Annotated in this window: 13 protein-coding genes; 7 read left to right on the top strand and 6 right to left on the bottom strand. The window is 74.3% G+C overall.

Annotation, left to right across the window (positions count from 1 at the left end; all coding sequences use genetic code 11):
• Positions 1-93: 93 nt before the first annotated feature.
• Genes ACIQKA_RS12665 through ACIQKA_RS12655 form a run of 3 tightly spaced genes read left to right on the top strand, consistent with a single transcriptional unit; the run spans position 94 to position 2,098 of the window.
• Complete coding sequence (locus ACIQKA_RS12665; protein WP_383151476.1) at positions 94-969, top strand: helix-turn-helix domain-containing protein; 876 nt, start codon at positions 94-96, stop codon at positions 967-969.
• Complete coding sequence (locus tag ACIQKA_RS12660) at positions 970-1,236, top strand: DUF397 domain-containing protein (RefSeq protein WP_383151474.1); 267 nt, start codon at positions 970-972, stop codon at positions 1,234-1,236.
• A gap of 43 nt (positions 1,237-1,279) precedes the next feature.
• On the top strand, positions 1,280-2,098 hold the full coding sequence (locus ACIQKA_RS12655) for an SAM-dependent methyltransferase (protein ID WP_383151472.1): 819 nt from the start codon (positions 1,280-1,282) through the stop codon (positions 2,096-2,098).
• A gap of 68 nt (positions 2,099-2,166) precedes the next feature.
• Here ACIQKA_RS12655 and ACIQKA_RS12650 read toward each other — a convergent pair whose 3' ends face one another.
• Together ACIQKA_RS12650 and ACIQKA_RS12645 are read right to left on the bottom strand one after the other, a co-directional pair.
• Positions 2,167-4,065: a M64 family metallopeptidase gene (locus ACIQKA_RS12650; protein WP_383431265.1), complete on the bottom strand. Its 1,899-nt coding sequence runs from the start codon at positions 4,063-4,065 to the stop codon at positions 2,167-2,169.
• 84 nt (positions 4,066-4,149) lie between these two features.
• Positions 4,150-5,493, bottom strand: a complete 1,344-nt coding sequence (locus ACIQKA_RS12645) for a 6-phospho-beta-glucosidase (RefSeq protein WP_402540870.1) — start codon at positions 5,491-5,493, stop codon at positions 4,150-4,152.
• Between the two features lie 86 nt (positions 5,494-5,579).
• Between ACIQKA_RS12645 and ACIQKA_RS12640 the strand changes: the two genes are divergently transcribed.
• Positions 5,580-6,038, top strand: coding sequence for a YchJ family protein (locus ACIQKA_RS12640; protein WP_383431268.1), 459 nt, complete (start codon positions 5,580-5,582; stop codon positions 6,036-6,038).
• Positions 6,039-6,088: 50 nt separating this feature from the next.
• Here the strand turns inward: ACIQKA_RS12640 and ACIQKA_RS12635 are convergent, their stop codons facing one another.
• Together ACIQKA_RS12635 and ACIQKA_RS12630 are read right to left on the bottom strand one after the other, a co-directional pair.
• A complete protein-coding gene (locus ACIQKA_RS12635) occupies positions 6,089-8,182 on the bottom strand; it encodes an MDR family MFS transporter (RefSeq protein ID WP_383151465.1) in 2,094 nt (697 codons plus the stop codon).
• 131 nt (positions 8,183-8,313) lie between these two features.
• The gene (locus ACIQKA_RS12630; protein WP_202526684.1) at positions 8,314-8,508 is read right to left on the bottom strand and encodes a hypothetical protein; all 195 of its coding nucleotides are present in this window, start codon (positions 8,506-8,508) and stop codon (positions 8,314-8,316) included.
• 508 nt (positions 8,509-9,016) lie between these two features.
• Here ACIQKA_RS12630 and ACIQKA_RS12625 point away from each other — a divergent pair.
• The gene (locus ACIQKA_RS12625) at positions 9,017-9,901 is read left to right on the top strand and encodes an alpha/beta fold hydrolase (RefSeq protein WP_402540868.1); all 885 of its coding nucleotides are present in this window, start codon (positions 9,017-9,019) and stop codon (positions 9,899-9,901) included.
• Positions 9,902-9,922: 21 nt separating this feature from the next.
• Here the strand turns inward: ACIQKA_RS12625 and ACIQKA_RS12620 are convergent, their stop codons facing one another.
• Both ACIQKA_RS12620 and ACIQKA_RS12615 read right to left on the bottom strand, forming a co-directional pair.
• Positions 9,923-10,579, bottom strand: coding sequence for a TetR/AcrR family transcriptional regulator (locus tag ACIQKA_RS12620; protein ID WP_383431272.1), 657 nt, complete (start codon positions 10,577-10,579; stop codon positions 9,923-9,925).
• Between the two features lie 115 nt (positions 10,580-10,694).
• Positions 10,695-11,486 carry an IclR family transcriptional regulator gene (locus ACIQKA_RS12615; protein ID WP_383151458.1) on the bottom strand — a complete coding sequence of 264 codons (792 nt, stop codon included), beginning with the start codon at positions 11,484-11,486 and terminating at the stop codon, positions 10,695-10,697.
• Positions 11,487-11,686: 200 nt separating this feature from the next.
• On the opposite strand from ACIQKA_RS12615, the gene ACIQKA_RS12610 reads away from it, so the two are divergent.
• Together ACIQKA_RS12610 and ACIQKA_RS12605 are read left to right on the top strand one after the other, a co-directional pair.
• Positions 11,687-11,803, top strand: coding sequence for a putative leader peptide (locus tag ACIQKA_RS12610; RefSeq protein ID WP_383151456.1), 117 nt, complete (start codon positions 11,687-11,689; stop codon positions 11,801-11,803).
• A 339-nt stretch (positions 11,804-12,142) separates the two neighbouring features.
• Positions 12,143-13,180 carry an ABC transporter substrate-binding protein gene (locus tag ACIQKA_RS12605; protein WP_402540867.1) on the top strand — a complete coding sequence of 346 codons (1,038 nt, stop codon included), beginning with the start codon at positions 12,143-12,145 and terminating at the stop codon, positions 13,178-13,180.
• Positions 13,181-13,203: the final 23 nt, after the last annotated feature.

Below are 13,203 nucleotides of genomic sequence, written 5' to 3'. Positions count from 1 at the left end.
AAGTGGCACTCTGAAAATTGCAGAGTGCCGTGTTCTCTCCGGCCCGGCTTCGTGGCACACTCGTCGAAAACAGCGCGTCGGGGAGGTCTGGGAGTGAGCGAGCCGCGGTCCGCCCCCACGGTGGGACAGGTCGTCCTCGGAAAGCGGTTGCAGGACCTGCGCGAGCGGGCCGGCATGAAGCGGGAGGAGGCCGCCAGGATCCTCCGGGTGGCCCCGGCCACCGTCCGGCGGATGGAGACCGCCGAGGTCGCGCTGAAGATCCCCTACGTCCAGCTCCTGCTCAAGGAGTACGGGATCACGGACTCCGAGGCCGAGGGCTTCGTCGCCCTCGCGGAGGAGGCCAACCTCCCCGGCTGGTGGCAGCGGTTCCACGACGTGCTGCCCGGCTGGTTCTCCATGTACGTCAGTCTGGAGGGGGCCGCGAGCCTCATCCGGGCGTACGAGCCCCAGTTCGTTCCCGGTCTGCTCCAGACCGCGGAGTACGCCCGTGCCATTCTGCGCAGCGGGGCGGTCGGAGGCGGCAGCGACGCCGCCGGGGAAGAGGACACCGAGCGGCATGTAGCCCTGCGGATGGAGCGCCAGTCCCTGCTGCTCAGGGACGACGCCCCGAAGTTCTGGGTGATCATGGACGAGACGGTGTTCCGCCGGCCGGTCGGTGACGGGCCCGAAGTGATGCGCGACCAGCTCGACCGGCTGCTCGAAGCGTCCGAGCTGCCGAACGTCACCCTGCAGATCGCGGAGTTCGCGTCCGGCCACCACCCCGGCACCTACGGACCGTTCGTCCTCTTCCGCTTCGCCGTGCCCGAACTCCCGGACATGGTCTACAGCGAGTACCTGACCGGCGCGGTCTATCTCGACGCGCGTCCCGAGGTGGCGTCCCACCTGGAGGTCATGGACCGCATGGCGGCTCAGGCCGCGACTGCACAACGCACGAAGGAGATTCTCCGGAATCTCCGCAAGGAGCTGTGAATGGATCGCATATACAACGGCATGCCCGCCGCGGAGCTCGGTGCCGAGGGTTGGCACAAGCCCTGGAGCGGCGGGAACGGGGGCAACTGCGTGGAGGCCATGAAGCTGGCCGACGGCAGGGTCGCCGTGCGACAGTCCGCAGACCCCGAGGGACCCGCGCTCATCTACACCCACGGGGAGATCGAGGCCTTCATCCAGGGGGCCAAATCCGGTCAGGCCGACTTTCTGCTCGCCCAGCCCTTCCGTCCCGCCCCTACCGTCGCGTAACTCTTGCTGTAGCGCCACCCGTTCATCCCGACCAGGAGAGCCGATGACCCAGGACCCCGCAGTCCCGCGGACCGACGTACGCATCGACACCAGCAAGCCGCACCCGGCACGCATGTACGACTGGTTCCTGGGCGGCAAGGACAACTACCCGGTCGACGAGGCGATGGCCCGCCAGCTCCTCACCGTCGACGCCCGGGGCCGGGACATGGCCCGCGTCAACCGGGCCTTCATGCACCGCGCCATCCGCTGGCTCAGCGCCCGCGGCGTCCGCCAGTACCTGGACATCGGCACGGGCATCCCGACCGAGCCCAACCTGCACCAGATCGCGCAGGAGGCCGCGCCGGAGGCCCGCATCGTCTACTGCGACAACGACCCGATCGTGCTCGCGCACGCGGCCGCCCTGCTGCGCTCGACCCCGGAGGGGGCCACCGAGTACATCCAGGCGGACGCCCGCGAGCCCGAGGCGATCCTCGAAAGGGCCGGAAAGGTCCTTGACTTCGACCGGCCCATCGCGCTGTCGATGCTCGCCCTGCTGCACTTCGTCGGGGACGAGGACGGCGCGTACGAGCTGGTCTCCAAGCTCGTCGACAAGCTCGCGCCGGGCAGCTACCTCGTCCTCTCCCACGTCACCGGGGACTTCAACCCCGAGGGAGCGGCGCAGGCGGCCGCCATGTACAAGGCGCGCGGGCTGACCCTGCGGCCCCGCTCGCGCGACGAGCTGGCCGCGTTCTTCGACGGCATGGAGTTCGTCGAGCCGGGCGTCTCGCTCACCGCCGAATGGCACCCGGAGCTGGGCGAGCCCGTCCCGGTCACGGGCGACGAGCCCATCCCGGGCTGGGCCGGCGTGGCCCGCAAGCTCTGACCCCGCCCTCCACGAACGGCGCGCGCGGCGGCCCCGCGGACCCTCCCGGTCCGCGGGGCCGACCCGTCTCAGCCCTTCGGCGGCACCAGCGTCACCAGGAAGCTCCGCGCCGGTCCGGTGTTCCCGGCCGCGTCGACCGTGCGGTACTCGACGGTGTGGGTGCCGTGGTCAGGAGTGGCGTCGTCCCACGGCACCGCCCGGGTCCGGCCCAGCTTCCCGTACACGAGGCCGTCGATCACCGTGCCGCCCGGTGAGAAGCGGAACGGCGCGTCCGCGTCCGTCGGCCAGCCGTAGTACGTGTACCAGCCGTCGCCGTCGACCCGGAACTGGCTCACCACCGCGCCCTCCCGGTCGTCCCGCGCGGTCAGCCGCATCGTGAACGCGCCGTCGTAGACGTACTCCACCGGCCGTCCCGGCCGCCGCACCGTCCGCAGCGGCTCCGACAGCTCGTACGCGGCCGTGGCCGGCCGGGCGTCGACCGTCCAGCGCAACTCCCGTCCCGTGCCCGCGATCCGGGCCGTGAGCGCGTGGGTGCCCGGGGCGATCCGCAGCGCGCCCAGGTCCAGGTCGCGGTCGTTGCGGTCGCCCGTCGCCACGGGACGCCCGTCGAGGTGCCAGCGCACCGCCGGGGTGCCGTCCGCCGGATGGGTGGTGTCCGCGTGCACGACGCTCCGGGCACCGACCGGGGAACCCGTCGGGGTGTGTCCGGTGAACGCGGCCGCGACCGGCTCCCGCGCGGTGGTCGACGCGGGGTCCACCGTCCAGCGGACGGTCCGGGTGAGCGCCTCGGAGGCGCGGACCGCCGGGTCGCGGACGAACGGCGTCGGATCGGTGACCGTCGCCGTCAGCGCGTGCGGGCCGGGGGAGAGGCGGAGCCCGCGCAGGTCGACGGCGCGGGCTCCGCGCGTGTCCAGGGTCCGCCCGTCGAGCCGCCAGGTCACGGCGAGTTCACCGCCCACCGGGTGCAGGACGTCCACCCACACCGACCGGTCCGCCCCGATCGGCGCCGCGTTCGGCGTGTGGCCCTGGACCAGGTTCACCTTCGCCGCGATCGCCCGCACCATCACCTCGCGCTCCACCTGGTCGAAGGCGTAGCCGAGGGTCTTCATCAGGGAGTGGCGGCTCGGCCGCCAGACCCCCTCCGTGCTGTACAGACCGCCCTCGTACCGGCCGACGGTCCCGCCGGACTCGCTCTCCTCGCCCAGCCAGCGCCACCACTTGGCCCGCCGCTCCCGCATCTGCCGTTCGGTGAGGAGCGTGTGGTGGGCGGAGTCCGGTTCCGGGCCGGAGTACGTCCCGCCCGGCACCCCGCGCCCGTAGTAGTCGTACTCGTCCTGGAGGCCGCCGAGCGAGTGCCCGAGCTCGTGCGGGGTGATGAGGGCGGAGAGCGCGTTGCCGCCGGACGCGGTCGCGTAACCGCCGCCCGCGCCGCCGTAGGTGGAGCTGTGGGCGAGGGCCACCACCTGCCGGTCGGCGGCGCTCGTCCCGGGCACGAGGTCCGCCAGCGCGGCGGCCTTCCGCCCGTCGACGGTCAGCAGCCGCTGCACGCTCCCCGGATCGCAGCCGCCCCAGAACCCCATGTCGAGCACGGTGTCCCGGGCGGGCGCGTCGAGCCCCGGGTCGCAGTCCACCCCGGACTCCGCCGAAGGGGCCTCCACCGCCCACACGTTGACGTACGAGCGGTAGGAGGCGAAGGGCTCGACGCTCCACAGGGTGTTCAGGTGCCGTTCGAGGTCCGCCCGGAACTCCGGCATCTCCTCGGCGGTGTAACCGTCGCCCAGGAACACCAGGTTGAACCGCCGGTCCGCCGGCCCGGTGGTCTGCACGGGGACGACGACCGGCTCCCCGGCGGAGCCCGCCCGCGTCTCCGCCCCCGCCGGCGCCGTTCCCGCCAGGCCGGCGGCCAGCAGGCAGACCGCGACGAGCCGGGCCGCGCCCCGCCGAACTCCCTCGTTCCGTAAGGTCATGGGGCGTGAGCCTAGGCGGCGCCCCCGCACCGGTGGAAGGCGTCCGTCGGCCGTATCGGCCGGCCGCGGGCAGGCACCGGTGGCTCAGTACCGCAGGTACGCCAGCCCCGGGTGCGCCGCCGCGTACTCCTCCACGAGCCGGCGGGCCACCGCGACCGAGTCCACCAGCGGGTGCAGCGCGAAGGCCTTGACCGCCGTCTCCCGCGACCCGCTCTCCGCCGCCGCGAGCACCTCCCGCTCCACCGCCTTCACGGCCGTCACCAGACCGGCGGCGTGGTACGGCAGCGGGGCCGCGGCCACCGGCCGGGCGCCGTTCGCGTCGACCAGGCAGGGCACCTCGATCACCGCGTCCGCGTCCAGCACGGAGAGCGTCGTGCCGTTGCGCACGTTCAGGATCAGCGTCGTCCGCTCGTCGCGCGCGACCGCCCGCATGAGGGCCAGCGCCACCTTCTCGTAGCCGCCCGACTCCAGGTCCTCCTCGTCGCGCTCCCCGACCCCGGCGGCCTCCCGGTTGGCCGCCATGTAGGTGGCCTCCCGGTCCGCGAGCGTACGGCGCCAGGCGGCCAGGGCGGGGGTGTCCGGCCGGCCCATCTCCTCGTAGAAGGCGCCCTGCTGGTCGCGCAGGTAGGCGCCGCGGGTCCGCCCTGCGGTCCGGTAGGCGTGCACCGCCTCCCGGTTGAAGTAGTAGTAGTGCAGGTACTCGTTGGGGACCGCGCCGAGCGAGCGCAGCCACTCCGGGCCGAAGAGCCGGCCCTCCTCGAAGGACCCGAGCGCCTCCTCGTCGGCCAGCAGCCGGGGCAGCTCGTCCCGGCCCCCGACCCGCAGCCCCCGCAGCCAGCCCAGGTGGTTGAGGCCCACGTAGTCGATCCAGGCCTCGTCCGGGTCCGCGCCCAGGATCCGGGCGACCCGGCGGCCCAGGCCCACGGGGGAGTCGCAGATGCCGACGACCCGGTCGCCCAGCACCCGGGACATCGCCTCCGTGACCAGGCCGGCCGGGTTGGTGAAGTTGATGACCCAGGCGTCCGGGGCGAGCTCCGCGACCCGCCGGGCGATGTGCGTCGCGACGGGCACGGTCCGCAGGCCGTACGCGATCCCGCCCGCCCCCACCGTCTCCTGCCCGAGCACCCCTGCGGCGAGCGCGATCCGCTCGTCCGCCGCCCTGCCCTCCAGGCCGCCGACCCGGATGGCCGAGAACACGAAGTCCGCCCCGCGCAGCGCCTCGTCCAGGTCCGTCGTCGCCGTCACCTCCGGCGCGTCCGGCACCCCTGCGGCCTGGTCCGCGAGGACCCGCGCGACGGCGGAGAGCCGCCCCTCGTCGAGGTCGTGCAGGGTGACCCGGGTGACCCGCCCCGCCGCGTGGTCGCCGAGCAGCGCGCCGTACACCAGCGGCACCCGGAATCCGCCGCCTCCGAGAATCGTCAGTCTCATGCCCGTACGCTACTCGGGCACCCCCGCCGGGGGCCCGCGCACGGGCCGGGGGCGGGTGGGGCGGCGGCCGGGGGACAATGGGCGCCATGTCCCGACGCAAGGCCCGCCCCCGCACCGCGCCCCGCACCGCCCCGGCTCCCGCCGCCCCCGCCGTCACCCCGGAGTCGCCCTGCCCCTGCGGCCTCGGCGCCGCGTACGGCGCGTGCTGCGGCCGCTTCCACACGGGCACGGGCGGCACGGCGCCCACCGCCGAACTCCTGATGCGCTCCCGCTACAGCGCCTTCGCCGTCCGCGACGAGGCCTATCTGCTGCGCACCTGGGCGCCGGGGACGCGTCCGGCCGGGGTCGACTTCGACCCCGGCCTCCGCTGGGCCGGCCTGGAGATCGAGGACACCACCGAGGGCACGGCCTTCCACCGGCACGGCACCGTCACCTTCACGGCCCGCTACGTCCACGGCGGCGAGCCGGGCGCGCTGCGCGAGCGGAGCCGCTTCGCCCGCCACGAGGGGGCGTGGGTGTACGTGGACGGGGACGTCGCGGAGTAGCCGGCCACCGGGGGTCCGTCCGCCGGGCGGACGTCCGCGAGGCACCGGCCTCAGCGGGCCCCCGCCACCGCGCGCGACCCCGAGCGCGGGATGCCGCTCGCCAGGTCCTCCGCGACGATCTTCTTCGCGATGGCGTCCGTCGCCACCCGCAGCTCGGGCCCGCTGGGCCGGCCGCGCTCCCGCTCGACGAGGTCGGCGAGCCAGACCCCCCAAGCGTGCGTGAGGACGTCCGCCTCCCGCCTGCCCGCCGGGGTGTGGGAGAACAGGTTGCCGTCGCGGGTGAGGAAGCCCTCCTCGATCATCCGGTCGAAGACCGGCAGGAGCACCTCGGGCGGGACCCGCCGTCCGGCGGCGATCAGGCCGAGGCTCGCGTGTCCGACGGTCCGGGTGTACAGCTCGACCTGCATCACCGCCCACGCGCCCGCCACGTCCAGGCGGGTGTCGGACCCGTCGACGATCCGCCGGGCCGTGTCCAGGTCGGTGCGGCGCAGGATCCGCCCGACGGACAGTTCGAGGAGCTTCGCGGAGTCCCCGGACGTGGTCGGCGACGCGAAGCCCTCGCCCATGTCGGGCGCGGCGGCGCGCGCCGAGTCCCGCAGCGTCACCTGTTTGAGGAAGAGCGCCACGACGAAGCCGACGGCGGCGACGGGCACGGTCCACAGGAAGACGGTGTGGAGGGTGTCGGCGTAGGCGTTCACGATCGGTTCCGCGACCGCGTCCGGCAGGCCGTGCACCCCGGCCGGGTTCTGCGCGGCCCGTGCGACGGCGGCCGGGTCGAGCCCGAGGCCCCCGGCGACGGCGGAGGCCTCCCGGATCCCGGCCGTGAGGTCGGGCCCCAGGGAGTTGGCGTAGATCGTGCCGAAGACGGCCGTGCCGAAGGAGCTGCCCAGGGTGCGGAAGAAGGTGACGCCGGAGGTGGCGGTGCCCAGGTCGGCGTAGTCGACGGTGTTCTGCACGGCGATGGTGAGGACCTGCATGCACAGGCCGATGCCGACGCCGAGGACGAACATGTAGAGCGACGCGAGCCAGGTGCTCGTGTCCGGCTCCATGAGCGAGAGCAGATAGAGCCCGACGCCCATCACCAGGCAGCCGACGATGGGGAAGATCCGGTAGCGGCCGGTCTTGCTGACCACGTTGCCGCTGAAGACCGAGGCGATCAGCAGGCCGACGACCATGGGCAGGGTGCGGATGCCCGAGACGGTCGCCGAGTCCCCGTCGACGTACTGGAGGTAGGTCGGCAGGAAGGTCATCGCGCCGAGCATGGCGAAGCCGACCACGAAGCTGAGCACGGAGCAGACCGTGAAGACGGGGTTCCCGAACAGGCGCATGGGGAGCATCGGTTCGGCCGCCCTGGTCTCCACCAGGCAGAACAGGGCCAGGGCGACGATCCCGCCCGCGAAGAGCCCGATGATGACGCCGGAGCCCCAGGCGTACTCGTTCCCGCCCCAGCTCGTGGCCAGGATCAGGGCGCTGGAGCCGACGGCGACGAGCGCGATGCCGGCGTAGTCGATGACGGGTCTGCTCGCCGAGCGGACGGAGGGGATCGTGCGGGCGGCGGCGATCACGACCAGGATCGCGATGGGCACGTTGACGTAGAAGGCCCAGCGCCAGCTCAGGTGGTCGGTGAACAGCCCGCCGAGGAGCGGGCCGATGACGGTGGAGACGCCGAACACGGCCCCGATCGCGCCCTGGTACTTGCCGCGCTCGCGCAGCGGGATCACGTCCGCGATGAGCGCCATCGAGGTGACCATCAGACCGCCGGCGCCGATGCCCTGGAGGCCGCGCCAGACGATGAGCAGCGTCATGTTGGTGGCGAGTCCGCAGAGGAACGAGCCGGTGATGAAGACGACCGCGGAGATCTGGAAGACCACCTTGCGCCCGAAGAGGTCGCCGAACTTGCCGACGAGGACGGTCGCGACCGTCTCGGCGAGCAGGTACGAGGTGACCACCCACGACATGTGGGCGGCGCCGCCCAGGTCCGCGACGATCGTCGGCAGGGCGGTGCCGACGATCGTCTGGTCGAGGGCGGCGAGGAGGACGCCCAGCATGATCGTGCCGAAGACGATGTTGCGGCGGCGCCGGTCGAGCGGGGGCGGCTCGACGGCGGCCGGGGGCGCGGGCGCTGCGTCGCTGGTGGTGGTCACCCTCGCAGCGTCACACCGGCCCCGGGCCCACGCATGCGGGGGACCGCCGGACAGGTGTCGCCCCGTCACGGCGCCGACGGAGCGCGGGGAAGGCCTCGCCGGGGCCTTCCCGGGCGTCCGTCCGGGCCCCGTCAGGGGGTGACGGGCAGCTCGGGGTGGTGCTTGGCGAGGATCTTGTTGGCCCGCGCGAGCGCGGAGAGGGCGTGCTCGCGGTCCGCCCGGTCCTCCGCGCAGAGCGGCCCCCGGAACCGGTAGACCTCGCGCGCCGCGCAGTCCGCGTCGACCTCGGCCTGGAGGACGTGCAGCGGCAGACAGGCGCCGATCATCGCGGCCACGCGGTCGGGGATCGGAACGGGGACGAGGCGCGAGGGCGAGGTGATCACGGGTCAGTCCTAGTGGGTCCGGGAAGGGTACGGAAGAGTCTCTCCCCCATACGTACCGGATGGCGTCGCGGGTTCGGACACGGAGTCGTCGCGGGACGGCAACGGCCCGGGGCGCCGCCGGCGGACCGCGCGGCGGGCGGGGGAGCGGACCGGGCGCGAGGGTCGATCTTGGACCGGGCGTTCCCGCAGGTGCGGGGGGTCGGAGGAGGCGGCGGTTTGCGCACCCTCACTGCGTATCGGGCGCGCGTCCGGCGGACGAAAGATCCAGAACGGGGCGTCGGGGATGATCCACACCCGGGGGAGTGTGAAGGATCTCACTCGTCGGTCCGGACTCTTTCGGGGCGGGTGGGGTATGTGCTCGCGCCCTCGTGACCACGCTTCCGTCCTCGATAAACAACACGAACGGTCGTGCTAACATTTTCTCATCCCCAGGACACCGAGGAGATCCGGCATGCACCCGATGGCTCCACTCCTGCGCACCTTCCTGAACACGGCCGCCCGCGTCGCCCCCGGCCCGGCCGGCCGGCTGGCCTTCCACCTCTTCGTCCGCCCGCTCGGCCGGGCCCGCCCGAAGCCCGAGGAGCGGGCGATCATGGCCGCCGCCCGCATCGGACGCCTCCGCGTCCGGGGCAAGGACGTCGTCACCTACGCCTGGGGCGACGGCCGCCGGCCGGTCCTGCTCGTCCACGGCTGGTCCTCGCGCGCCTCCCGCTTCGGCGCCCTCGCCGAAGCGCTGCTCGCGCGCGGCTACAGCCCGGTCGCCTTCGACGCGCCCGGCCACGGCGACTCCCCGGGCCGGGCGTCGAACATCGTCGAGTACCGGGAGGTCATCCGGGAGCTGCACGCCCGGCACGGCGACTTCGACGCCGTCGTCGCCCACTCCTTCGGCGTCCTCGCCTCCCTCTTCGCCCTGCGGGACGGCGTGCGCACGGCCCGCTTCGCCGGTCTCGGCGCGGTCGGCTCCTTCGCGTTCCTCACGGAGGGGTTCCGGGACCGGCTCGGCGTGGACGAGCGGGTGGTCCGCGCGCTCCGCGCCCACGTCGAACGCCGGGTCGCGCCGGGTGAGCCCGGCATCTGGCACCGCTTCGAGGCCGACCACGCGCCCGAACGGCTCGGCGCGCCCCTCCTGCTCCTCCACGACGAGGACGACGACATGGTGCCGCCCGCCCAGTCGCGCCTGCTCGTGCGCGCCCACGGCGACCGCGCCCGGCTCGTCGTCACCCGGGGCCTCGGCCACCGCCGCATCCTGAGGGACCCGGACGTCGTCGCCCGGACCGTGGAGTTCGTGACGGCACCGGCCGCCGAGCCCTCCGGGGAGCGCGTCGCCACCGGCTGAACCCGGGCCGGGGCGCGGGGGCTACGCGGCGGCGAGCGCCTCCCGGCCCCGGTCCGTGGCCGAGGCGCGCAGCCGCGCGTCGATGCCCCGCTCGGCGCGGCCGTAGGCCCGGGGGTCGTCGAACAGCACCGAGTGCGCGTTGGCCGCCTCCATCAGGGCGATCACCTCGAAGGCGAGCTGCTCCGCGTCCAGGTCCGCCGCGAACTCCCCGGCGGCGCGCGCCTCCGCCAGGTTCCGCTCCACGTACTCGGCCCAGTCGAGCCGGGCCCGTGCGACGGCGTCGTGGACCGGGCCCGTACGGGCGTCGAACTCGGCGGAGACCGCGTAGAAGAAGCAACCGCCCGCGAAGACCCGCTCCGAGGAGTACGCCAGCCAGTTCCCGCACAGCTCGCGCACCCGCACGGCTCCCGGCGGCACGTCCTCCAGCGGGGCGACCACGCGGCGGGAGAAGACCGAGACGGCGGCCCTGACGGTGGCGAGCTGGAGCTCCTCCTTGGAGCCGAAGAGGGCGAACACGCCGCTCTTGCTCAGGTTCAGCTCGGTCGCGATCCGCCCCAGGGACAGCCCTTCGAGGCCCTCGACCGACGCGATGTCCATCGTCCGGCCGAGCACCAGGCGCCGGGTCTGGTTGCCGCGCTCGACGCGCCCGTCCGTCTTCGTTCCCGCACCGCCGCTCATGCCTCCATCGTACTGAACGCACGACCGTGCGGGATTGTCAGCGGAAGGCTTCTGGGGCGTGTGTCGAAAGCGGCGCCGTCTGCCCGGAGGGCAGGCGGGGCTTTCGTCACGCGCCCTAGCCCCCTTCCCCGAAGCCGCGCCGCTCGGCCGGGGCGAGCAGCAGCACCTCCAGGGCGCGCGCCGTCGCCCGCACCTGGGCCAGGTACCAGTCGAGCCGTTCGTCGGTGATCAGGGCCGGGGTCCCGCGCAGCGCGAGCGCGAACCGCGCGTGGCCCGCACGCTCCAGGACCGGCACGGCCACGGTCCGGACCCCGTGGGCCGACTCGCCGTCGTTGAGCGCGTACCCCGCCTCCCGCACGCGCTCCAACTCGGCCGCGAGCAGAGGCGGTTCGACGATGGTCCGTTCGGTGAACGCGTACAGCGGCGGGAGGGAGCGCGGTCCGCCCTCGCCCGCCCTCGGCCACGCGAGGAGCACCTTCCCGAGCGCCGTCGAGTGCAGCGGCCTGCGCAGACCCACCTTCGGGGTCACCGAACCGCCCGCCACGATCACGACGTGCGGACCGCTGCGCAGCGCCAGGTCGGCCGTCGCGCCCGTCCGCTCGGCCAGGTCGGACAGCTCGGGCGCGGCCAGGTGCAGCCCCCGCTGGTGGTACGAGAGGCGGCCCAGCTCCGTCATCGCCGGACCGAGCCGGTAGCGGGCCGTCCTGGCGTCCTGTTCGAGGAAGCCCGCGCCGAGCAGCGTCCGGGCGAGCCGGTGCGCCGTGGAGGTGGAGAGCCCGAGCCGCCGCGCGAGGTCGGAGGCGCTCAGGTCGGGTCCGTTGTCGTGGAAACAGTGCAGCACGTCCAGTGCGCGGCGGACCGCCTGGGCGCCCGCCGGGGGTCGGACGATGCCGGCCTCGGTCGTCATAGGGTTCGCTCCCCGTGGGTGATCGGGCTCCCACGCTCCCACATGGCGGGAGCCGAATCAGCGGCCCCGCGAGGTCGGAAACACGCCGTTCATACCCCGTCCCGCATGGTGGGAGACGTGTTGTGGGCGGTCGGGCTTCCATGGCAAGGTTCCGGCCAACGCACCACAGCGACAACGACGAACGGGAGGGAGCGGGGCCGATGACGAACCGACGCCGCACGGCGCGCGGCGCGCCCGCCGCCTCCCCCGCGCCGCTCGGGCTCACCCGGCGCCGCCACATCGACCTGGCCCGCGTCGCCGGGGCCACCTGTCGCTGACGCGAACGGCGGCCGCCGCCCCTGACGGCCGAGGGAGCCGCCGCCTCCGGCGCGACGCACCGACGACACCTCCGACGCCCGCGTCCGGCGATGCTCACCGTCGTAAGCCCGTAAGCCCGTAAGCCCGTAAGCCCGTAAGCCCGTAAGCCCGTAAGGCTTTCGGGGGCTTGGGGTCCCGGGGCTCACCGGGCCCGTGGCCGAAAACGCTTCGAGTCGGCGCCCGCCGGGACCACACCCCCCTTCCGGGCCGGAACGGCACCCCGTCGCCGTCACCGTCGCGGAACTGTCACGCCGCACCCCGGCGCGCCCCCACCCACCCACACCCCCGGGAAGCCCTCCATGACGCACGCCCGCGTTCCCGACACGCTCTGGTTCACCCGCTGCCCCGTCCCCACCGCCACCGGCGTCGCCGCCGACCGGGGCTGGCTGGCCGGGGAGTTCGCGGCCGACGGCATCGCCGTCCGCTCGCTCCAGGACGCCGAACCCGGCGCCGACCGCGCCACCCACTTCACCCACGCCCTCCCCGGCCTCTTCCGCGAGGGCGGCAACGTGCCCGCGCTGTGGGCCCGTTCCCGGGGCGAGCGCACCCGGCTCGTCGGACTCACCTGGATCGAGGAGCGGCAGGCGGTCCTCGTCGCGCCCGGCTCCCCGGTGCGGGGCGCCGCCGCCCTGCGCGGACTCCGGCTCGCCGTGCCCCGCCACTCCGTCCCCATCGACTTCTGGCGCGCGATGGCCCTCCGCGGCTTCGAGGGCGTCCTCGCCTCGGCGGGGTACGGACTCGCCGACGCCGTCCTCGTCGACGTGCCCGCCGACGGGCACCAGGGCCAGTGGGCCGCCGAACTGGACGCCCTGCGCCGGGGCGAGGTCGACGCCGTCTACGTGAAGGGCGCCCTCGCCGTCGAGGCCGCCCGGCGGGCCGGCGCCGAGGTGGCCGTCGAACTCGACGAACTGCCCGACCCCGCGCACCGCGTCAACAACGGCACCCCCCGCCCCCTCACCGTGCACCAGGACCTCCTGGACGAGCACCCCGACCTCGTGGCCCGGTTCCTCGCCGTCCTGCTCCGCGCCGCCGACTGGGCCGAGGGCGAACCGGACGAGGTGGCCCGCATCCTCGGCGCCGAGACCGGCGCGGGCGCGGAGGGGGTCGCGGGCGCCTACCGGCCCGGCACCCACCGCACCCTCCACCCCGACCTGTCCGACACCCGTCTCGCCCTCCTCGCCCGGCAGGAGGAGGCCCTGCGCGCCCACGGCTTCCTGCCCGAGCCCGTGGACGTACGGGCCTGGGCCGACCCCGAGCCGCTGCGCCGCGCCCGACTGCTCGCGACCGGCACGGCACCGGAGCCGCACGGGGGCCAGACCCCGCAGCCCGTCCCGTAACCCGCGTACGCGCACCACCTAGC

The sequence above is a fragment of the Streptomyces sp. NPDC092045 genome (assembly GCF_044756005.1).
Classification (GTDB): Bacteria; Actinomycetota; Actinomycetes; order Streptomycetales; family Streptomycetaceae; genus Streptomyces.
The sequence above is the reverse complement of the archived record's forward strand: the minus strand, read 5'-3'. Positions and strand labels throughout refer to the sequence as shown.